The following is a 23,393-nucleotide window of genomic DNA, read 5'->3' as shown; positions in this document are numbered from 1 at the left end:
TCAATAGATATCATCGTCTAATTATACTACGACTTATTCATACTGTCCTCATGATTAATGAGCCACATGGTCAACAATGTCCAATCACGAGCATCATCCCCATGATTATCAATAGGCCGAATTGGCTCAACCGGTTTATAGGACGGTATGTTGCTTTCACCATAATCCATGCGAACATCGCCCATCATATGCGGCGTAATCCACTGGTACGGCGTAACTAAAGTTTCTGGCTGCTCATCAAACAAGGACGGCACAATGGAATAATATTCAAAACCCTTTGGTGCAATGGTTTCAATAATGGTAGGCATGAGGCTCATATGCGTGCCAATGGGCACCGTAATCACATCCTTAGTGAAAGCAGGATGTTGTAACAACCCTACGGTACAGAATGTATCGCGCAAGGTATAGTCCCGTTGAATTAAAGATGTATTATTCAATGAGCCAAATAGATTAGAGTGATCACCTGTAACAACAAATAAACTATCTGGAAAGGCCTCTTTCATAGCATTTACAAAGTTAAATATTGCCTTATCACTATAGCGATAGGTAGCCAATTCTTTATTGCGTTTCTTATTAGATTTTAGATCATCCCCAAGATTCGGCATGACCTTTTCAGGATCATAATCTAATAAGGAATCCTCCATTTTATAAGGACCATGATTGGATGTAGTGTAAATAAAATGGAATGTCGGATGATCTAATCCTTTAATTTGTTCCGTTATATTCTCTAAAAATACGTGATCGTATACGCCCACCCAAGTTTTAGGTGCATCAGGACCACAGAAAACAGAAGCGCTTTCCACACGGTCAAAGCCTTGAGCCTTACCGAAGTGATTAAAGTTGCCGTACGACGCATTACCACCATACCAATAAATCGTATCATAGCCTAATCGCTTCATTTGAGCTGCCAAAGAGGTCGGCAACGGTTCATGCCAAAAAGCTTCCCGTTCATTGATTTCCATACCCGCATCATAGACGCCGGATAATAGACTTACAATGGATGGACGAGACACATTACCAGCAGGCAAGAAATTAGGTACTTGCACCGTATGAGGATTATCTTTAAAATCCCATAAACCAGGACATATATTGAGATCCTTATAAGGTTCATCAAGAGACCATTGAGGGATACTTTCACCAACAATAAAGAAAATATGCTGCGGTTTATCAATACGAGGACCTGATGCAACACGTTTAAATGCATGAAGCGGTGTGTGTAGATCCTGCCATGAATCTTTGTATTCGTTAGGAACAATACGATAAATGGCGTCATCAATATCTTCAGGAGATGCGGTATATTCATCACGTAGCGGATGTTTAAACACCGTTTCTAAGGCACATAAATCTGGCACTGTAGCACGAGCAAAGAATATATCTTCTTTTACCACTGTAGGAATCGTATCCCATTCTGGTTTATCATCATGAGATAAGGTACCACCGTAGCGGAACCAATAGAATCCTAGAACAGATGCCGCCACAAGTCCTATATTCCAAGCTACAGTAGGCCAGGTTCCTTCAATGTTTGGATATGGTATAGATGGCAAGGATAAGAAGAAACCTCCCATGAACCAGGATATAACTGCAATAGGAATCAATCCTAGAATGACAAGAATTCCTCGGTCTTGATTAAAGAATACATCAATCAAATTCCGTTTCTCTGCATGATTTCCATAATGAACCATATAGTTGTACGTATCATGGAAATGCTTGTAGAAGATCATTTTTCCTGCAAAGGCTGCGTACAGTACACAGGAATACATCGTTAGACCTACTAATCGTATGGAATCTTCTATTTGATGGTACCCTTCAAACCATAGTGCAGGGAGTGTCACCAAGACTAAAGGTAATAAGAATACATAGGCATCAAAATCCATGCCCCACCAAAAGCCGTAACGCAATGAACCTAGAGCTGATTTCCAACGACCTTTCCATGTTGGATACGGATTATAAATAATCATAAAAATGATTCGAAAGATACTACTCAATATGGGTGCCCAAATCATTAATTTTATATTTTGTTGTAGGGATAGAAAAAATTGTTCACTCATTTATACTTCCATATCTACTTAAAGAACAATACTTCCCCATAGCAACCTACTTATACTACATTACTGATTATAATTGTCCATTAGATTTATTCAAATAATACAATTTTACATACTTTGTCATGGTGTACATCATATGATAGATCGATAATAGAAAACCTATTTTTCCGTCTAATATGCCACCTTGCAAAATATATATCTTGAAAAATGCCCATGTAGGGCGCAATATAATATCCCCTAAAAAATTACAAGACTTCCCTTGTGCCTTGTATTTATTAGCTGCTACCGTCGTATACTTATTGAACTTCTCAAAAAATTGATGCCAATTATCATACGTATAATGATACAATTTTCCCTCTAATGTATCTTGTGGATACGGACTGATAAAAGCTTCGTGAACAGCCCCTTCCACAGTTGCTCCCTCTCGAGGCATCAATCGTAATACCTTATCAGGCCTCACCACACCATGGGTTGCCTGATTATAATGGAATAGATTATATCTGCGTAACCAATACGCCTTCGGTTCACCTTGAATAGCTCGTTGAATAGACTTTGCTAACTCTAGTGATACACGTTCATCAGAATCGACAAATAGAATCCATTCACTCTGGGCTTGTGAAATACCAAACCGTCGTTGTTGTGACCAATCTCCATTTAAGGGATGTGGTATAACCTTTGCACCCAATCCCGTAGCAAGTGATACTGTCTGATCTGTACTGCCATCATCGATGACTAAAATTTCATCAGCAAATTGAATACTCTTAATACAATCTACAATATGTTGTTCTTCATTGCGCGCTAAGATAATAGCCGTCACAGTACTCATAGATAATCCTTTAACTTACAAATCAATTAAATTTAATGGATAAAAATGTATATTTCTTTATTTGATGACATCCCCATGTTTAATGCGCCATGCCGCAAGTTCACGCATGTTTTTAATCATATCCCCATAGGATTGAGGCATGCTCGCACTTTGTTCTAACACTTTGCCACTTTTATCAAGATATAGTCTATGATTAAATACAAATTCCTCTTGTGTAAACAAGCTTGGTACCATCGCTTCATAGGTTTGACCAGGTCGGCCTACCAATTCCGCCAAGGTTGGAATGATTTGAATGCTCATGCCGAACGCATTAGGTGCAAGCCAATCTTTATGAATACCACGACCATAAAAAATAATAGGAATAGTAGATGCCACATTAGGACCTACTTCACGAGCAAAGTTAAAGCGTTCGCTATGGTCACCTGTAATGACGAACAGTGCAGACGGATCTGCTGTTTCTTCGCGAGCGATAAAATCACCCATTACGTGGTCTGCGTACCAAATATGGCCCATTTCGTTCAATTGCTTATCGTTTTCTTCGATAGAATCTGGCAAATGCCCTTTTACCTTATTCACATCGTAGCCTTCCTTAGCCACATTGATGCTATACGGTGGATGATTAGAGGTGGTCATAATCACATTGAGGATTTTTTCCCCTCTATGCTGATCCATGTAGGCAGAAATAGCTTTAAACAAGTCTTTATCGCCTACGCCCCAAGCATTGCCGTCTTCGCTTGGCATTTCAGAGGCATCGTGGAATTCATCGAAACCTTGAGATAAAACAAAGTTTTTAACATTTTGCCATGTGCTAAAGCCACCATACCAGAATACAGTCTTGTAGCCTAGCTTTTTCATAACAGGACCAATGCCTAAACCGTAAGGTTCTTTGAAACTTTCACCTTCATAATTAGGATATAGCCCTGTATCAGGCATCCCCGTCAACAAACCATTGATGGCCGGCATCGTACCGGTGCCTTGGGCAAGGGCTAGCTGCGTGCTCATCGCTTGAGGGCTGGCAGCGTATTTACGACCTTGCTCAACGAGGTACGCACCAGGCCCGTTATATTCAGCGAGGAACGGCCACAAGCCATAGGATTCTCCAAGAACGAAGTTTATAGACTGCGGTTGATCCGCTAATCGTTGTGTCGTAATGGTTCTCGTGAAAGAACCGTCAAAATTTGTACCGTTAAACTTACCACCAACGGCAGTGATTTTTTCATTTAACTCTTGAGGCGTTAAGTTAATAACCTCAAGCTCAGCCGTCCGTTTTGCAATGCTTTTAACACGATATAGAGCCTGCACATCGTCTAGAATATTTTCGTTCAACAAATTGGAACTAAGTCGGGCCGCACTTTCCCAGTTGATAGAATTTGTATAGCTGAAAGCACCGCCAAATCTAAAGAATAGACCTATTACACCGATAGCGACAGTTAATCCAATGCCCGTCATCCATTGCGTTTTCTTAGTTTTAGGATACCAAGTAGTACAAAGTCGTTGATGATCTGCAAAATCACTATTTCTTACATTATCCGCATCATCACCATTCCTTAGGTCAACAGCGTAGTCACTATATTTCTTGGCCCCCCACGCTAAAAAACGAACTAGGAACCAACAAAGAGCTGCACTCAATACAACAGCTCCAACGATGTACATCAATGCATTATATTCATTGATGGCTGTATTGATAATGGCACCGATATCATCGTTTTTACCATTGATGAGCATCGCATTATAGGAAGAATTGAAGATTTTATAGAATGGAATACGTCCCAGGAATAAGAAAGTTAACAACACCGTTGCAATAGAGTAGACAACCTGTTTGATCCGTAAGGACGGCCATTTAGGTACAAAGGTATGCACCAAAGTGCCCCCTAAAAAGCCCAATAAACACAAAGAACCGACGGTCTTGAGACTCAATCTAAAGCCTAGCCATAAGGACGTGAGGATATTCTCCATCGTCACAGAAGCTAGTTGTGATTGAAATACTGCAAGAAACACGATTCTAAATGCAGTCAACAAAGCAGAGAAAAAGATAAATACCTTAATCTCTGTTCGTATGCCTTCAAATAATCGCTGCCATCGGTTCATCATTAACCCCTAACTGTTGAATTTTATAACAAAATTGTTAAATCACTAATCCAACTATATTGTTACAAATATAACAAAACTACATAACTATCAATTATTTCGGATATTTCTTACATTTAGGACCTTTACATCGTTTGCATTTACCGCATCCACGGTCGATAGTCTCAGCACCTGCTGATTTCTTCGCACTAGCACTCTCCTTGGCCATCTTTTCAGAGGCCTTACTATTCCATACGGAAACTATCGATTTTGCTTTTTTGCGGATTCATCCTTTTTGGATTTTTTATCCTTTTTCTTGTCTTTCTTCTTATCTTTTTTCTTGAAAGTATCCGTTAAGAAGACTGTTTTTAACTTATCGTTTAAGAATTTAAGCTTCTTTTCATCCTTATCTTTCTTTTTCTTTAACTTTTCTTCAGCTTCATAAATCTTATCTTCTTTATGCTTTTTGTGTTTTTTATCTTTCTTATCTTCTTTAGACTTCTTATCTTTCTTAGATTTCTTCTCTTCTTTGGACTTTTTGTCTTCTTTAGATTTTTTATCCTCTTTGGATTTCTTGTCCTCTTTGGATTTTTTATCGTCCTTAGATTTCTTGTCCTCTTTGGATTTTTTATCGTCCTTAGATTTCTTGTCCTCAGAGCCGTTGATACGCGCCCATTCATCGTCAACGCGTTTTAATTGCTTTTTAAGAAGCTTTTCCATCTTCTTATTTGTTTTATCAGATTCTAAACCGGCTTTACCAAATAACAAAGCATTCACCGCCGTGTATGGATCGATAGACGACATATCCTCATCATCCACGTTAGCTGCCTCTGATTTCTTATCTTTCGAAAATTCATCAAGACTATCTACATTTAACTCATCATTTTCATCTAAATGATGAATTGCTAAGCTTTCAACGCCTTCTAATGGTTTTACATCAAGGTGCTCAATCGCAGTATCTTCAAAATCTGCCATTTCCTTACCGGAGCTTTCACCAAAACCAGTAAAGAGACCACCTATAGATTTTAATTCATTCAATTTAATATGATTCATACCCACCGTAGAATCATGATGCACAGGAACGTCAGATAATTGTATCTGTTCCATAGCATATGCATCATCACTGTGACTAACACCCTTGCCAACTCCAGATGTATTAGAAATAACGATATCATCCTTATCGTCGCCTAGCACATCGCCAAATAGATCTTCTTCTAAAGATTCGTAAGAATGCAATAAGGCCATACGTTTTTGAACATCTTCAATTTGATTCCACAAATCAACGAGAGAAGATGTATAGTACACCCGTTCTTTTACCTCTAAATACGCTTGGTAAACGATAGATAATTCGGTCTCATTAAGGCCTTCCTCTGCACCAATTTCTTCAATCATTTGTTGAATCTGTTGATCTCGGTCATATCGTTTAATTAACGCTTTACGAATGCGTTCAATCAACATTGTATCGATGAGTTCCATATGCACCTCCTATATTCAATACACTCAGTCCTACCCGCTACATTAGCGTATACGAATCAATGTATAGAATCATAAAAATGAATTGATTTTATAATCTCTAATATATTATTATAGCAGAATTTATCTGCTTTTTCCTTAATAATATGTGTAAAAGTTCCTTAAAAATAGAATAAAACCTCAATTTAAATACGTCCCTAATAATATGCATTTCATACTACTAAAACACTATTCAAACCAAGGTTATTTAATTAACTGTTACATTAAAATATATCTAATTGTTACATAAAAGTCTTAAATTACTGCACTAAAACAAGTTGACTGAATAGACGAGAATTCGTTCCTTTGCATCGCTGGCCTCAAAGAGGTCACTACAATCAATAGTTTCCTCTTGTTCCAAGCGCACATGGTTATTTAAAAAGTTCTCCACCTCGTCATTAACATAGTAAAAAAATAACTTAATCTCCCGAGGATGATGATATAGCGAATCAAAGATATTTCCTAGTACCCGCTTAATCGTATGGAGTGCAAAGGGATTAAAGAAAAAGCATCGATCAGCCTGATCTGGCAATTCATAGAGCGCCGCATCACCTAGTACAAAGCTTACACGATTGCGAGCAGCAGGGCTTTCACCATTGATCAAAGCCTTTTCATAGAGCCGTTCATCGTATTCGATGCCTATAGAATGGCAGCCCGTTTGGTAAGCCATGAAAATACTCACTCGGCCCTTGCCACTGCCATAATCGATGAGCATATTTTTCTTGCGAATATGACCGCTATTTGCCAAGCGCTCCAACACGCAATAATCCGTCGGCTCATACGGATGATGCTCCGTATCGGAACGACTATCATCGCGACCAGAGGTTTTAATTTGTAATACACTTTCCCACTCTTGCTCTGTTGCCATCTATATAATCCTATTATGAGGCCCAAATTATATGACCTAATACTGATACTAATCTTAATTTCTATACATACTATACCCTTATTAGGGTACTATTTACAAATTAAAATCAATCATGATAGATAACGAAGGAAATAAATGTTTTTGTAGTATTTAATGCATGCAAAAGGAAAAAAGGAGGGCGGCAACCCTCCTTTTTCTGTGCTGGAAACACTTATTAATGCCAATATGGTATACTAGGAGTAATATTTCTATTATTCTCATGTGCAGAATTATATGTCATTAAAAAGGAGTATCTACTTACATGGACAGTGATCTGACCTTAGATTTTATCATTATCATCGTATTAATCATTGCAAATGGTTTATTCTCCATGACGGAGTTAGCCATCGTAAATGCAAAAAAACGTAAACTTGAAGAGTTGGCAGAATCAGGCAATGAACGCGCGAAAACAGCCTTTGAATTGTCAGAGAACCCAAATGAAATGTTCTCTACCATTCAAATCGGCATCACCCTTGTAGGCATTTTAACTGGTTTATATTCTGGTGCTACCTTCTCTGGACCTTTAGAAGATATATTAGTAGCAAATATTCCAAGCATCGAACCATACGCAGCCTCTATAAGCTCCTTCATTATCGTTGCCATCATCACCTATTTATCCCTCGTTATCGGCGAACTCGTGCCTAAACGCTTGGCCTTAAATAGCCCTGAAAGCATTGCCGTTGTAGTAGCAAAACCAATTTACTGGCTATCTGTGGCGTTAAAACCAATCGTTAGCTTCCTCGGCATTTCCACAGAATTCCTCTTAAAAATGCTAGGCGTTACCGTAAAAGAAGAAGCACCTGTTACAGAGTCTGAAATTAATAAAATGCTTACCGAAGGCGTTGCCATGGGTGCTTACGAAGAGGAAGAACCTATCCTCGTAGAAAATATCTTCCATCTCGCAGATATGAACGCAGGTGACATCATGACGCCTCGTACACAGCTCAAATGGATTGATCTTAATGGCACGGAAGACGAGATCATGGAGGTTCTCAAGAATGCCAACCATTACCGCATTCCTGTAGGTACCGATTCCTTGGATGAATTAAAGGGTCTCGTTACCGTATCCGATGTATTAGTTCAAATTATGCAACGTCCTAGTGAAAGTTCCATTCACGATATCATCAAAGCTTGTTTGAAAGAACCTGTTCTCGTTCCTGAATCCATTTCACTCATGAAATTATTGAACGTTCTACGTACAGAAGGCGTTCACGAAGCAATTATCCTCGACGAATATGGTGGTTTCACTGGCCTTGTCACCTTGCATGACATCATGGAGGAAATCGTAGGCCTTATGCCTTCCGGTGAGGAAGAAATCAAGGAAGAAGAAAACAAGATCATCGAACGCGATGGAGCATGGCTCGTAGATGGCCTTCTCAACGTAGATGAATTTAAAGAATTCTTTCACATCGATCAAGAATTGCCAGGCGAAGAAGACGATTTGTACAAAACTATGGGCGGTCTTTTAAACGTCCTCTTCGGCCGTATTCCAAAGGAACTCGACAAGGCAAAATGGAACGGCTATACCTTTGAAGTCATCGATATGGATCATACTCGTATCGATAAAATCCTTGTAACCTATGAAGAACCTATTGTAGAACAAGAAGAAGAAAAATAAAGTTCAAAAATAAATAGACAAAACCTAAAAAAGTGAGTTCTCTTACTATGAACTGCACCCCCAAAATTGGACATATTTTGGAATACAGCTCAATCAATAGAGGACTCACTTTTTTTGCTACAATTTTGTATTCATAAAATAAGTAATACATATACTGGCAAAATATAGATTACTTTTAAAAATTATCGTTAAAATATATCATCAATTATATAAATTAATTATATAATTCTTTTATTTTCTGCATAAAGGCTAGAACTTTCAATATAAATATAGTATTATTAAATTGTATAAAATATATAATTAGTTTTTTCTATAAAATATATAATTAGAAATTAGAGTTTTTTAATATACATATAGAGTCCTATGATTACTACCTATGTGTAGTTCTGTGTCATAGGGCTTATATGCGGTAGTCAAAGGAGAGATTCTATGAATCAACGAATCATAGCAACCATAGGAGCCCTATTAATAGGGACCGCCATCATAAGTGGTTGTGGATCAGAAAAGCCCCCTGAAGATACAAGTCTCAAGGTGCGTACCATCACTATAGGTGAAGAGTCTGGAACTACTGATGCTGGCTATGCAGGCACCATTCATAATAAAACAGAAACAAACTTAGCCTTTCAAATTGGAGGGCGTGTCATCAACAAATTTGTAAATGTTGGTGATGTAGTGCAAGCAGGCCAAGTGATTGCTCAAGTCAATGGTTCAGACACATCAGCTCAAGTGCAAAATGCTGAAGGTGCTGTAAAAGCTGCTCAATCGGCCTACGAATTGGCAGAAACCAATGCTAAACGATACCGCGAGCTTTATGCACAACAAGCGATTAGTAAATTACAATTAGACCAAGCTGAAAACCAATTGAATGCCACATCTGCTCAATTACAACAAGCACAAGCAAGCCTTAATTTGAGCAGCAATCAAAATAGCTATACTAATTTGACGGCTCCTGATACAGGTATTATTACAGCTTTCAATATTGAAGCAGGACAAGTCGTAGCAGCGGGTCAAAGCGTTGGTACCTTAGCGGCTGGTCACGATCCAGAAGCAGTCATTGCCCTTCCTGAACAAGAGTTGAGTAAAATTCATGTAGGAAGCCCTGCTACTATTACCTTCTGGGCCTTACCAGATGTAACAGTACAAGGCATAGTACGTGAAATTTCACCAGTTCCTGACCCTGTAGCCAGAACGTATACCGTAAAAATTACCTTACAAAATGCGCCTAAAGAGGTACAACTAGGCATGACGGTCAATGCTAATCTATCTACCACAGATAGTACCAATATTTCTATTCCGTTAACGGCTCTTGTGAAAGACTCTAACGGTAATAATGCGGTCTATATCATCCGCGATAAGAAGGCTCATCTCGTGCCTATCAAGACTGGTGAGTTTGGTAAGAACTCCGTCATCGTCACATCTGGTTTAGCTAAAGGTGACATTGTCATCACCGCAGGTACCCAACAATTACAAGAAGGGACGGCGGTTAGTCAATGAAACAATTTAACTTAGCCGAATGGGCTCTTAAACACAAGTCCATTATCTACTACTTCATGGCTGTGCTCCTCACCTTCGGTATTTTCTCATTTACCCATATGGGACGCATGGAAGATCCTGATTTTACGATGCGCACCATGGTGGTCGGTGTTGCTTGGCCGGGGGCTTCTCCACAAGAAATGTCGAATCAGGTAACGGACAAACTCGAAGAAAAACTACGCGACCTTCCTGGTGTAGATTATACAAAATCTTTCACAGATGGTAGCAAATCCGTTATTTATATCAATCTAAGAGAGGATTTGCCATCCGATAAGATTCGTCCCGCTTGGGAAGAAGCGCGGAATATGATCAACGACGAATGGAAATCATTGCCTGCAGGCGTTCAAGGACCGACCATCAACGACAGGTTCGACGATGTATATGGCATTATCTATGCCATTAGTGGTGATGAATTTTCTTATGAAGAAAAGCGTCAACAAGCAGAAGACTTAAAGCGTCAGCTTTTATCTGTTCCTAATGTTAAAAAAATCAGCCTCATTGGGGTTCAACAACAAACCCTTAATGTAACCATAAACAAGGATAAACTCGCATCCTATAAAGTCAGTACACAACAGCTGTTAACAGCGCTTAAACAGCAAAGTATGATGGTTCCAGCTGGTGTGATTACAACAGATACAAACAATGTATATCTTCGCGTCAACGGTCTATTCGATAGCCCTCAAGCGGTGCGAGATATGCCAATCCGCATCAATAACCAAACGTTGCGCCTCGGTGACATGGCCGATGTAACCATGACCTACCAAGACCCTAGTAGTCCTCAGTTCTACTACGAAGGTAAGCCGGCTATAGGTATTGCTATCTCCATGGATGCAGGTGGAAATAATATAGAATTTGGTGAAGCCATTGATAAAAAGCTAGCAGAATTGAATAAAACGATTCCTGCCGGCCTCGAACTCAATCAAGTATCGAATCAGCCCCATATCGTTAAGGAATCTATTGGCGATTTCTCTCAATCCTTATTTGAAGCCATCGCCATCGTATTGCTCGTAAGCTTTGCATCTCTCGGCTTACGAACCGGTATCGTTGTAGCCCTCACCATTCCAGTCGTTGTGTCTACGACGTTCATCTTGATGTATGAAAGCGGCATCTATCTACATAAGGTTAGCTTAGGTGCCTTAATTCTAGCTTTAGGCCTCCTTGTAGACGATGCCATCATCGTTGTAGAAATGATGAGCGTTAAGCTCGAAGAAGGGTGGGGCCACTTTAAATCGGCTACCTTTGCTTACCAATCTACAGCATTCCCAATGCTATCGGGTACGCTCATTACCTGTGCAGGTTTCTTGCCATTAGCATTGGCACAAGGTATGGTAGCAGAGTTTACAAAATCCCTATCTATCGTTGTATTTATGGCACTTATTCTATCTTGGTTTGCCTCTGTTCTCGTCAGCCCTGTATTGGGTTATAAAATCATTGAAAACAAGGCTCCAAAACCAGAATCGGAATGGACTAAACGAGACCGTATCATGCACAAGCTCAATGTAACCTTCTATGATAAGTTTGAAAAACTATTACATTGGGCTCTAGGACATCACAAGGTAGTCCTACTGGCCACCCTAGGTGCCTTCGTTTTATCCTTGCTTTCACTACCATTGATCAAACAGGAATTTTTCCCATCATCAACGCGTAATGAAATCATTATATCCATGCAATTTCCTCAAAGCTCGTCCATCGAGTATACTGCTAACCAAGCAAAACTCATCGATGAACATTTGAAAGATGACGAACGCATTGCAACCTTCACCTCCTACATTGGGCAAGGTTCTCCACGTTTTGTCCTCACCTTGGAACCGGAATTGCAACGGAACAACTTCTTGCAATATGTAATTGTTACAAAATCCTTAGAGGATCGCGATAAACTTTATGCTGAATTGACTCCTTATTTAAACGAGCAATTCCCATCAGCCCTTGTAAATACGCAATTCTTACAAATCGGTCCACCATCCAAATTTCCAGTCATGCTTCGCGTTGCTGGCCCTGATCAAAAGGTGGTAAAAGAAATTGCAAATCAAGTAAAAGCTAAAATGCAAGACGATAAAGACTTACAAAATATCGCTTTTGACTGGCCAGATACAGAACCTGTAGCCAATATTCACATCGATCCAAACAAGGCACGTTTACTCGGCATCGATAGCTATGCTGTATCCTTGCACTTGCAAAGTCTATTGTCTGGTACTAAATCTGGTGAATACTACGAAGGGAACCAAACCATTCCTGTTACCTTCCGTTTAGGTGACAACGAGCAACATAACTTAAGTGCTCTTTCATCCTTGCCAATTCAAACAGGAAATGGATCCTATGTACCACTAAGCCAAATTGCAACCATTGCCATGACACAAGAGGATGGTATTATTTGGCATCGCAATATGATGCCAACCATTAGTGTGCATGCCAATGTAAAAACAGGTATATTGGGTAATGCGAAAACGAAAGAGATTTACAAATCCTTACAAGACATTCGCAATTCCTTGCCTACAGGCTATTCTATTGACCTAGACGGCGCCGCTGAAAAGAGCGAAACAGCCGTTCAAAAGCTATTAACACCAATGCCAATTATGCTCTTTGTAATCATGACCATCCTCATGTTCCAATTAAAGCGTATCGCCCTCATGGTAATGGCTCTACTCACGGCTCCATTGGGGCTAATCGGTGTTGTATTAGCACTCAATATTACGAGAACGCCGTTAGGCTTTATGGCTATTCTAGGGATCATCGCCCTCTCGGGTATGATCATCCGTAACTCGATTATCTTATTAGACCAAATCGAAATCCACAAGGCAGAAGGACAAGAACCGCGTGAAGCGATTATCAACTCTGCTACACTTCGTTTCCGCCCTATCATGCTCACCGCTATCGCAGCGATTTTAGGCATGATTCCGCTCATGGGATCTGTATTCTGGAGCCCATTAGCTATTGCCTTTAGCGGCGGCTTACTAGTGGCAACAGTTCTAACACTTATCGTATTACCTGTCATGTATGCAAGCTGGTATAAGGTAAAATAACTAATATTTAGCTAATAAAATATATAATATTTTTCTAACGAAATATCTAGTATTTACGTAACATCATAAAATCTAGCATTAGCTAGTAACTTCATTTCCTTAGTAAAAATCCCCTAATCGTTGTGAAAGTTTACACTTAAACATCGATTAGGGGATTTATATTATTTATTATTAAACTACTACAGCTGTACCATTGCATGTAATCATAAGCATGCCATTTTGTGCACCTACTGTGCTATATTGAAAGGATACGCCAATAATAGCATTAGCACCCAATTTAGAAGCTCGTTGAGACATTTCGTCGAGAGCTGCTTTGCGCGCATTCATCAAAGAATCTTCATAGCTGCCACTACGACCACCAACAATGTCTCGAATACCAGACATGAAATCTTTCACAAAGTTACGTCCTTCTACGACTTCACCAAATACAATACCTTTGTACTCTTGTACAGGTTTATTTTCAATATGCATAGTTGTTGTAATAATCATAATTGTATCCTTTCTAATTGACTACAATATATTTTGATTTATTATAACAAGACTTTTAGAGAAAAACAAATATAAATATAGCTTTCACATAAAACAATTACATATTATACATCAAAAAAATACATATTACATATCGTAAAAATACATATCATAAATAAGAAAAAGACCTGCTCACTACTTTCATAATGAACAGGTCTAATTTTATGTTATCTATCGAAGTCACGATCAAGGTTAACTTCTTTCAACGGCACAACTTTAGTTTTGTTGATGTATTTGTAACCAAAGTAAACTGCGAAGAAGATTGGTAAGCCAATGTAGGCAACGGATACGCCGTACCAGTCGATGGTATCACCTGTGAAAGCGGAGTAGTTTTGACCACAGATGATGATGACGCAAAGAATAAACGCCAAGATTGGTCCAACTGGGAATAACCACGCTTTGTATGGCAATTCACTAAGATCTCTGCCTTGTGCAATGAAAGCACGGCGGAAACGATAGTGAGATACTGCGATACCAACCCATGCGATGAAACCGCATAGACCAGAAATATTAACAATCCATGTATAAGCTGTACCTTCGCCAATAAAGCTCGTAAGGAATGCAAATAAACCGATTGCTGTCGTTAAGATTAACGCAGGCACTGGAACGCCACGTTTATTTAACTTAGCAAAAATTTGAGGTGCTTGACCTTCCTTAGCGAGTGCGTACAGCATACGCGTAGAAGAGTATAGACCAGAGTTACCAGCACTCAATACAGCCGTTAAGATGATAGCATTGATAAAGCTAGCAGCAAAGGCAAAACCAAAGCGGTCAAATACGAGTGTAAATGGAGAAATAGATACGTTCTCTACACTAGAGTTCAACAAATTTGGATCTGTGTATGGAATCAAGAAACCGATAACCGTGAAAGCACCGATATAGAATAATAGAATACGCCAGAAGATTGTATTAATCGCTTTTGGCACGTTCTTTTCAGGGTCTTCCGCTTCACCAGCGGCTACACCGATCAGCTCAGTACCTTGGAAGGAGAAACCAGCTACCATAAAGATAGCAAGAATAGATTCCCAGCCACCTACGAATGGAGCCTCTCCTACGGTCCAGTTCGCAAATCCTGGAGATGTGCCACCGATGCCAAAGATGAGCATAAAGCCACAGAATAGAAATACAAATACGGTAATCACCTTGATGCTAGAGAATACATATTCACTTTCACCAAAAGAACGAGTAGATAAATAGTTCAAGCCAAATAAAATGAGCAAGAACAGAGCAGACCATACGATGGCAGGTACATCAGGGAACCAATATTTCATGATAAGCGCCCCTGCTAATACTTCAGCAGCCAAGGTAATAGCCCAGTTAAACCAGTAATTCCAACCTAAGGCAAAACCAAAGGCAGGATCTACATAGCGTTTTGCATAAGTCCCGAAGGAACCTGGAATTGGCAAGTATGTAGCCATTTCCCCAAGAGATGTCATAAGGAAATAAACCATGATACCAATGAGCCCGTAAGCTACAAGAGCACCACCAGGACCAGCTGTACTTACCACTTCACCACCGGCAACGAATAAACCTGTACCGATAGCACCACCTAATGCAATCATATTCATATGACGCGCTTTTAAGGAACGTTTTAGGTGTTGATCTTTGTTAGACGTAAACTCTACGTTACTATTATGATTTTCAGACATGGGTCACCTCTTACAAATCTAGATTACGCACGTATTTTGCGTTATCTTCAATAAATTTACGACGAGGCTCTACCTTATCACCCATGAGAACCGTAAAGATTTTGTCAGCTTCGATAGAATCTTCTAAGCTAACTTGTAGAATCGTACGATTATCAGGGTTCATTGTAGTTTCCCATAATTGTTCAGGATTCATTTCACCTAAACCTTTGTAACGTTGGATTGTAGTACCATCGCGGCCTACTTCATCAAGTTTAGCAGTCAACTCTGCATCAGAGTATACATACCAATGAAATTTACCCTTCTTGATTTGATACAAAGGTGGTTGAGCAATATAGATATGGCCTTCCTCTACCAATGGTTTCATATAGCGGTAGAAGAATGTTAATAACAATGTACGGATGTGGGCGCCGTCAACGTCTGCATCTGTCATGATGATAATCTTGTTATAACGGGATTTTGTAATATCGAATTCATCGCCAATACCTGTACCAAAAGCGGTAATCATGGAGCGAATTTCGTTATTAGCTAAAATCTTATCGAGACGTGCTTTTTCTACGTTAAGAATTTTACCACGTAATGGCAAAATTGCTTGGTAACGACGATCGCGACCTTGTTTTGCAGAACCGCCTGCAGAATCACCTTCCACAAGATAAATTTCAGTCATAGATGTATCTTTTTCGGAGCAGTCCGCCAATTTACCAGGAAGGCTAGATACTTCCAACGCATTTTTACGGCGTGTTAAGTCGCGGGCTTTACGAGCGGCCTCACGAGCACGACTTGCCATCGTTGCTTTTTCAATGATTTTTTTCGCATCTTGAGGATGTTCTTCGAAGAATGTTTTAAGACCTTCTGTAACGATAACATCTGTAATACCTTTAACTTCGCTATTGCCAAGTTTAGTTTTTGTTTGGCCCTCAAATTGAGGTTCCAACACTTTTACAGATACGACAGCTGTCAAACCTTCACGTACGTCTTCACCGGAAAGATTGGACTCACTTTCCTTGATCAAACCAGATTTACGGCCATAATCATTGAGGGTACGAGTCAAGGCAGCACGGAAACCAGATAGATGTGTACCACCGTCAATCGTATTGATGTTATTTACGAAGGACAACAAGTTTTCACTATAGCTATCGTTATATTGCAATGCTACATCTACCACAACATCGTCTTTTGTATTTTCAATGTTGATAACAGTTGGATTAATTGCTTCTTTATTTTCGTTCAAGAAGGTAATGAAAGAAACCAAACCACCTTCATAGTGGAAGCTTTCAACACGAGGTTCCTCTAAGCGCAAATCGCTCAATGTAATGCGAAGGCCTTTGTTAAGGAATGCCAATTCCTGTAAACGCATTTTCAATGTATCAAAGCTAAATACGGTAGTTTCAAAGATTTCTGCATCTGGCTTGAAAATAACTGTAGTACCAGTGCCTTCGGCCTTGCCAATTTCGTGCAACTCGGAAGTTTTATGACCACGAGCAAAAGAAATCTCTTGGACAATTCCATTTTGAGATACTTGAACCTTAGTCCATTCACTCAACGCATTAACTACGGAAATACCTACGCCGTGAAGACCACCAGATACCTTGTAGCCGCCACCGCCGAATTTACCACCGGCATGCAATTTCGTTAATACTAACTCTACTGCAGACATACCGGATTCATGCATCCCTGTTGGAATACCACGACCATCATCGACAACGGTAACACTGTTATCTGGATTGATGGATACTTCTATATGTGTAGCATAACCAGCAAGCGCTTCGTCCACAGAGTTATCTACAACTTCGTATACGAGGTGATGCAAACCACGAGCAGACGTACTACCAATATACATCCCTGGGCGTTTACGTACCGCGTCTAGACCCTCAAGAACCTGAATATTCTGAGCGCCATAATTTTGTTCAGGCATGAAACAAACTCCTCCTAACAATCTATCATACTGCACTTGATTGAAATAAAGTAACAAAACATGTACAGGATTAAACTTTATCTCTTTATTATACTATAAAACTCGTCAATCCGTCTCATTAAAGTCTTAATACTGATACCAGATCCATACACACAATCATCAGTGACCACATATGTCTTGATTTGCTCCTCTGGCACCATGGCTATATATTCTAGCGTTTCATAGTGATGAATAGGACTTTTATGGGACTTTCCGCCCTTGGCATGCACCATCGTAATGATGGATTCTATGGGCACGGAAATGGTATCTCCAATATGAACGTACATAAGAATGCCCCCTCTACTTTTCTAATGTCCCATTAAGAGCATCAATTTTGCGCTGTTTCTCTTCAGCTAGGAACTTTGATCTATATTTATTACACAAATTAATAACATGCTGATCCGTTAGCTCATCAGGCTTCTTATGGGTGATGAGCATGGCCACCATAAACATATGACGGCGATTGATGGATCCTTTATAAATCTTATCCAGATAAAAGTATATGGATTCCCGCATCGCTTCTGCAAAGTCTGGGAAGGTACACTGTATAAATTGCTGACAGTCGCTGTATTTAAAGTATGGATACTTTCTAATAACCGCCTTAATCTCCTTGATATGAGCCCGATGCAATTCATATTCACAAGTAGGACAGATTTCTTTTTTAGATTCCATGTGCATGCCACATCGCTTACAACGATGATACCCATGCTGCTCTAAATATATTTCACGCTTTCGAGCCGTAATTTGTACTTTTCTGAAAGCAGCTCGTAATTCTTCGTTATCCGTTTGTTCTAAAGATTTATCGATGGCGTCTACATCTTCTTTTGAAAGTACGATATTAGCAAAATTAATACGTTTTGTAATAATCTGTTCATCAGGAATCGTGAGAGACGTATTAATTTCTACTTTCACATAGCTCTGACGTTTCATGATGAATCGAATATCGGTGATTACCTCATGGCGGTAATACTTGTTGATAGCCTCGATGATACGTCGTTTTTGCATCTGTAATTCCTGCATCCACATGGAATTATCTGCACTGATAACCATGTCTGGAGGCTTGATAGACACAATTTTCGTATGATCGGCGATGACATCGCCTACTACATCGCGCCACTTGTGAACGAGGGTATTTAATTTATATTGTTCCAGTAAATTCAGTTCTGCTAAGGCCTTTGGTAAACAAAGATCAAGGCTGTCCATACTGAACCTTTCCTCCTTCACAAGAAATAAATTGAACAGATTTCAAATCTTTAAAATCGTGAATATCTGTAGTGGTAATAAATGTTTGAATTCGTTTATGAATAAACTGCAATAAATTCACTCGTCTCGACTCATCAAGTTCGCTCAATACATCATCCAAGAGAAGAACTGGATATTCTCCTACCTCTGACTTGATAAACTCAAGTTCACTCAACTTTAAAGACAATACAGCTGTTCGTTGCTGACCTTGCGATCCAAATTTCTTTAAATCCATAGCATCGGAAAAGAATTTTAAATCATCGCGATGAGGACCTACACTAGTGCTCAAACGATGACGATCTTGCGACAACGCTGCTTTGATGCGTTCGTAAAAGCCTTCCTTTGTATATTCTAATGAACCATTGTCCATATACGGCTGTTCATAACCAATGGTTAAATTCTCAAGGCCACCTGTCAATTTACGATTCATCAAATCGATGAGCAAATTGATTTTTTTTAAGCTTTCTAATCGTTTCTTTACGATAAAGCTCGCCATATCTGCTAGCTGCAAATCCCATTCTTCAAGAGGAATAGTATTCTTTCCTCTATATTCTTTTAGAACTGCATTTCGTTGCTGTAACAGCCGATTGTACTGCATCAATTGATGATAGTAAGTAGCGCTAGTCTGAGATATTTCCATATCTAGAAAACGTCTACGTCCAGACGGAGTTCCCTTAATGAGCTGTAAATCTTCAGGACAGAAGATAACTGTATTTAATGTACCAATCAGTTCTTTTTGAGATATTTTTGTGTCATTTAATCGAATATCCTTAGGGCCTTGACGGAATAATTTAATATTTACCTTTTGAGGTGTATCTTTTTTCTCGAATTTTACAACTATGCCTGCTTCTTCAGCATTGAACATGAGCATATCTGACGTATCGTTCGTACGATGGCTTTTACCAATCGTACCAACATAGATAGATTCGAGGATATTCGTCTTACCAGCCCCATTAGTGCCATATAGAACAATAATCTCAGGATTAAACTGTATCTGTATATCCTTATAATTACGAAACTGAAATAACTGCAGTGAGTCAATTCTCACCGATTATGCCTCCTCTTGTGTAATCACGAGGTCTACATCGAGACCTTCACAAGAAATCACATCACCAACGCGGCATTTCTTGCGTTTTTCCGTTACGACCTGACCATTCAAGGTAAGGATGCCTTCATCGATGAAAGATTTTATTTGACCACCTGTTTCAATAATGCCTTCTAACTTCAACAACTGATCAATTTGAATGTACTCCGTATGAATGGGTACCTGCTGTTGCTCTTTCATAACGTTCTCCTAAAGTAGACAATTAACATAAGCATATATATCATACTGAGTCCAGGTCGCTCGCTGGGCATTTTTCTTCGAAAAATTGCACGCTCCGACCAAAGTGATGTGTGTCTCCCATCGTCGCTACCGCTCCTCTGTTAGCTCACACCCTACTTTAAGCATTTGTGCGAACTGGTGTTACTACGTATGTATAGTTTGGATTATTGTCTTGGCGAATGACAACAGGACCATTTTGTTTTAAGAACAAGTGGATATTGTCGCCTGTGCTGTGACGCAAGATGTCAGAGATGTAGCGACCATTGAAGGAGATTGTGAAAGGTGTGCCTTTAAATTCAACAGCTACGTCTTCTTTTGCCATACCGATTTCAGTATTTTGAGTAGACAATGTGACATTACTTTCAGACCAATCATAACGAATTACATTATAGCTGATGTCTTTAGCCAACAAGGATACGCGATCAACAGCACCAGCAAATTCACGGCGATCGATTACAGCGCTAGAATCGAATTGAGAAGGAATTACCTTTTCATATTCAGGGTATGTACCTTCAATCAAGCGAGAAATAATATAAATAGATTCAAAATTGAATACGATTTGTGTGCGATTCCAAATGATATTGATCATAGCTGGATTATCTGTTGGTAATAAACGAGATACTTCAGCCAACGTTTTTGTAGGAATGATAGCGCGCATTGGAGTAGTTGCTGGTTCATCGATGGTAATTTTTTTAACAGCCATACGGTGTGTATCGGTAGCAACCATAGTCACTTCGTTTTCTTTGATTTCAAGAAGAGCACCGGTAAATACAGGACGATCTTCATCAGTAGCAGCTGCGTAGTTTGTTAAATCGATGAGTTCTTTCATGGCAAAGCTATCGATGTTTACATGATCTTGGTCGTGAATTTGTTCCACCAAGGAAAAATCATCTGGATGTAATGTTACAAGGTTGAATTCGGAAGACCCAGATGTGATGGTTAAAGAATTTCCGTTTTCTGGTTTGTAAAGTTCAATAGTATCGCCAGGCAATTTGCGAATTAATTCTTGGAAATAGCGGGAACCTACCACTAAAGTACCAGGTTCTTTAATGTCTCCATCGATGGTTAAGCGAATGCCGAGTTCAAAGTCGTTACCTTGCAATTCTACTTGACCATTTTTTGTAGTCATGTAAATAGCGCCTGGTAAGTTGGAACTTGTTTTATTTTGAGATACCTTTTGCAATACGTTAATTGCTTTTTGGAGATTTGCTTTAGGGAATGTAATATGCATATGTTACTCCTTTATAATTTTTATATATTTAAAAGCACTAATAATTACTTGCTTTGTTTGTAATATTCAATGTTTACTATCGTAGATGCTCTATAGATATTCTACGGTAGATCTATTTCTACTAGTTTTTTGATTGTTTGTTAGTTTTAGTAGTAGTAATAGTAGAGGCCTGTTTATATGTGTAAAAGTGATTTGGCACCACTAACTGTGTGAATTATGAGTTGTGTATAACTATGTTGATAGTTTGTACCTACTTATCCACATATTAACATCAAAGTACGAGTTTTAGGATATCCACAAAGTTATTCACCATATATCCACAGAGTTATCCACAGGTTGTTAATTTCTGTTTAATTTCTGCAACCATTCGTTTAGTTTCTTCGTTTTTTTCAATTTCCTTCGTTATTTTATCGTACGCATGGAGAATTGTCGTATGATCACGAGAAAAAGCTGCTGCGATTTGAGGATAGCTTTCATTGATCATATCGCGGCATAGATACATGGCGATTTGCCGTGGAAATGCGAATTGGGCTTTTCGTTTCTTGCCGAGTAGGTCTTGCTTTTTAATATTGAAATAAGAACTTACAAAATTCTGGATGCTTTCAATATTAACCATATTCACCTCTTCGGTATGAACGAGGCCCGCCAAGGCGTGTTTTGTGTATTCTAGGTCGATAGATTCGAGACGTTGATCGATGGATGCTGTACCGATGAGCTTGGTAAAAGCACCTTGCAATACGCGGACGTTTTCGCTAAATTGCAATGCTACGTAGTTAATTGAATCATTATCGATGCGAATAATGCGATTCTTTTTATATTCTCGTTCGAGCAGTGATCTGAAGATGGCAATGCGCGTTTCTAAATCTGGATTTTCCATTGTGGCAATGTAGCCAGCTTGGAAACGAGAGCGAAGACGATCTTCGAACTGTTCCATATCGTTTGGCATTGTATCAGAGGTAAGAACGATTTGCTTGTTGTTATTTAATAATTCATTGAACGTATTAAATAGCTCAGTTTTCGTACTTTCACGGCTTTCAAGGAATTGAATATCGTCAATCATGAGAACATCGATATTGCGGAACGTGTTGCGGAATAATTTACCTTGGTTGCGCTGCAATGTTTCGACGAAAATATTCATAAAGTTTTCGCTTGTAATGGACATGACCTTCATATGTGGATGATGTTCCTTGATGGCATTGCCGATGGCGTGCATCAAATGCGTTTTACCGAGGCCTGAAGGTCCGTAGATAAAGAGCGGATTATAGTCTCCACCAGGGAACTCAGCTACATTTTGAGCAGCCCCAAACGGAATGCGGTTCGCGTTGCCCGTTACGTAGTTATCAAAACGATACGCTGGATTGAGATTGGATAACGATAAATCCACAGGTACATTGTCAGACTGCAATGTTGGCAATGTTTCTGCTGTTTTCTTCGGTGCCGCTACCATTGGCTCGTCTGGAATATCCACAGGCGCTGGCGCGCGATCGATATAGATAGGCTCTTGATAGACCGGTGTGTAAAACTCCTCTTGATAAGCCTTTTCCTCTACTATAGGTGGTAAAGGCATTGGAGGTGCTATAACTGGCGTATCGATGAGACTTTCATCAACAAAGGTAGTATCTATACTCTCTTGATTAAAATCGAATAAAACCATATCTCGAGGAGAGCCGATGACTGTGGTAATCGCATCTTGTAAAGCTTTACTAATTTGCGGCTGCTGGTCGATTAAGTTTTTTACAAATGTTTGCATGACCCCAATATGGATCGAATGACTATCGAGAGACATGGGAATCAACGATGACGTGACGCGCAAATACAATGCGTCAGGTAAATGTTGCATATTCTTTTTCGCCTCAAGCAATATATGTTCCCATATATTATTTAAATCAAATGACTGCATGACGTGCCTCTTGTGAATAACTATTGCGATAAATGTGTAT

General features: G+C 39.3%; 17 protein-coding genes. 3 read left to right on the top strand and 14 right to left on the bottom strand.

Features of this window, described 5'->3' with window-relative positions; all coding sequences use genetic code 11:
• Positions 1-26 precede the first annotated feature (26 nt).
• The 5 genes from ACGHIY_RS00085 to ACGHIY_RS00065 all read right to left on the bottom strand — a co-directional run bounded on the left by ACGHIY_RS00085 (position 27) and on the right by ACGHIY_RS00065 (position 7,318).
• Positions 27-2,048 carry an LTA synthase family protein gene (locus ACGHIY_RS00085; RefSeq protein WP_101928920.1) on the bottom strand — a complete coding sequence of 674 codons (2,022 nt, stop codon included), beginning with the start codon at positions 2,046-2,048 and terminating at the stop codon, positions 27-29.
• A 67-nt stretch (positions 2,049-2,115) separates the two neighbouring features.
• Positions 2,116-2,871 carry a glycosyltransferase family 2 protein gene (locus tag ACGHIY_RS00080; RefSeq protein WP_101928919.1) on the bottom strand — a complete coding sequence of 252 codons (756 nt, stop codon included), beginning with the start codon at positions 2,869-2,871 and terminating at the stop codon, positions 2,116-2,118.
• Positions 2,872-2,928: 57 nt separating this feature from the next.
• Complete coding sequence (locus ACGHIY_RS00075; RefSeq protein WP_390525528.1) at positions 2,929-4,962, bottom strand: LTA synthase family protein; 2,034 nt, start codon at positions 4,960-4,962, stop codon at positions 2,929-2,931.
• Positions 4,963-5,199: 237 nt separating this feature from the next.
• Positions 5,200-6,414 (bottom strand): transcriptional regulator, encoded by a 1,215-nt coding sequence (locus ACGHIY_RS00070; protein ID WP_390525527.1) that lies wholly within the window; start codon positions 6,412-6,414, stop codon positions 5,200-5,202.
• A gap of 304 nt (positions 6,415-6,718) precedes the next feature.
• Positions 6,719-7,318: a class I SAM-dependent methyltransferase gene (locus tag ACGHIY_RS00065; RefSeq protein WP_390525526.1), complete on the bottom strand. Its 600-nt coding sequence runs from the start codon at positions 7,316-7,318 to the stop codon at positions 6,719-6,721.
• Positions 7,319-7,619: 301 nt separating this feature from the next.
• On the opposite strand from ACGHIY_RS00065, the gene ACGHIY_RS00060 reads away from it, so the two are divergent.
• The 3 genes from ACGHIY_RS00060 to ACGHIY_RS00050 all read left to right on the top strand — a co-directional run bounded on the left by ACGHIY_RS00060 (position 7,620) and on the right by ACGHIY_RS00050 (position 13,528).
• Positions 7,620-8,975, top strand: a complete 1,356-nt coding sequence (locus ACGHIY_RS00060) for a hemolysin family protein (RefSeq protein ID WP_123138256.1) — start codon at positions 7,620-7,622, stop codon at positions 8,973-8,975.
• Between the two features lie 429 nt (positions 8,976-9,404).
• Positions 9,405-10,469 carry an efflux RND transporter periplasmic adaptor subunit gene (locus tag ACGHIY_RS00055; protein WP_123138255.1) on the top strand — a complete coding sequence of 355 codons (1,065 nt, stop codon included), beginning with the start codon at positions 9,405-9,407 and terminating at the stop codon, positions 10,467-10,469.
• Positions 10,466-13,528 carry an efflux RND transporter permease subunit gene (locus ACGHIY_RS00050; RefSeq protein ID WP_390525525.1) on the top strand — a complete coding sequence of 1,021 codons (3,063 nt, stop codon included), beginning with the start codon at positions 10,466-10,468 and terminating at the stop codon, positions 13,526-13,528. The genes ACGHIY_RS00055 and ACGHIY_RS00050 overlap by 4 nt, the downstream gene beginning before the upstream one ends.
• A 171-nt stretch (positions 13,529-13,699) precedes the next feature.
• Here the strand turns inward: ACGHIY_RS00050 and ACGHIY_RS00045 are convergent, their stop codons facing one another.
• The 9 genes from ACGHIY_RS00045 to dnaA all read right to left on the bottom strand — a co-directional run bounded on the left by ACGHIY_RS00045 (position 13,700) and on the right by dnaA (position 23,353).
• Positions 13,700-14,017: a YbjQ family protein gene (locus tag ACGHIY_RS00045; RefSeq protein WP_004692937.1), complete on the bottom strand. Its 318-nt coding sequence runs from the start codon at positions 14,015-14,017 to the stop codon at positions 13,700-13,702.
• 206 nt (positions 14,018-14,223) lie between these two features.
• Positions 14,224-15,705, bottom strand: coding sequence for an amino acid permease (locus ACGHIY_RS00040; protein ID WP_390525524.1), 1,482 nt, complete (start codon positions 15,703-15,705; stop codon positions 14,224-14,226).
• Between the two features lie 10 nt (positions 15,706-15,715).
• On the bottom strand, positions 15,716-17,617 hold the full coding sequence (gene gyrB, locus ACGHIY_RS00035) for a DNA topoisomerase (ATP-hydrolyzing) subunit B (RefSeq protein WP_215676023.1): 1,902 nt from the start codon (positions 17,615-17,617) through the stop codon (positions 15,716-15,718).
• A 77-nt stretch (positions 17,618-17,694) separates the two neighbouring features.
• On the bottom strand, positions 17,695-17,943 hold the full coding sequence (locus tag ACGHIY_RS00030) for a DUF370 domain-containing protein (RefSeq protein ID WP_004692940.1): 249 nt from the start codon (positions 17,941-17,943) through the stop codon (positions 17,695-17,697).
• Between the two features lie 13 nt (positions 17,944-17,956).
• Positions 17,957-18,859, bottom strand: coding sequence for a DUF721 domain-containing protein (locus ACGHIY_RS00025; protein WP_316581164.1), 903 nt, complete (start codon positions 18,857-18,859; stop codon positions 17,957-17,959).
• Entirely contained in the window at positions 18,846-19,946 is a 1,101-nt protein-coding gene (gene recF, locus ACGHIY_RS00020; RefSeq protein ID WP_390525523.1) for a DNA replication/repair protein RecF, read from the bottom strand. Before recF ends, ACGHIY_RS00025 begins: the two co-directional genes overlap by 14 nt.
• A gap of 3 nt (positions 19,947-19,949) precedes the next feature.
• The gene (locus ACGHIY_RS00015) at positions 19,950-20,183 is read right to left on the bottom strand and encodes an RNA-binding S4 domain-containing protein (RefSeq protein ID WP_004692943.1); all 234 of its coding nucleotides are present in this window, start codon (positions 20,181-20,183) and stop codon (positions 19,950-19,952) included.
• A 157-nt stretch (positions 20,184-20,340) separates the two neighbouring features.
• Positions 20,341-21,453: a DNA polymerase III subunit beta gene (gene dnaN / locus ACGHIY_RS00010; RefSeq protein WP_314931977.1), complete on the bottom strand. Its 1,113-nt coding sequence runs from the start codon at positions 21,451-21,453 to the stop codon at positions 20,341-20,343.
• A gap of 325 nt (positions 21,454-21,778) precedes the next feature.
• The gene (gene dnaA, locus ACGHIY_RS00005; RefSeq protein ID WP_316581166.1) at positions 21,779-23,353 is read right to left on the bottom strand and encodes a chromosomal replication initiator protein DnaA; all 1,575 of its coding nucleotides are present in this window, start codon (positions 23,351-23,353) and stop codon (positions 21,779-21,781) included.
• Positions 23,354-23,393: the final 40 nt, after the last annotated feature.

The organism is Veillonella parvula (assembly GCF_042850485.1).
GTDB lineage: Bacteria > Bacillota > Negativicutes > Veillonellales > Veillonellaceae > Veillonella > Veillonella parvula_Q.
The sequence above is the reverse complement of the archived record's forward strand: the minus strand, read 5'-3'. Positions and strand labels throughout refer to the sequence as shown.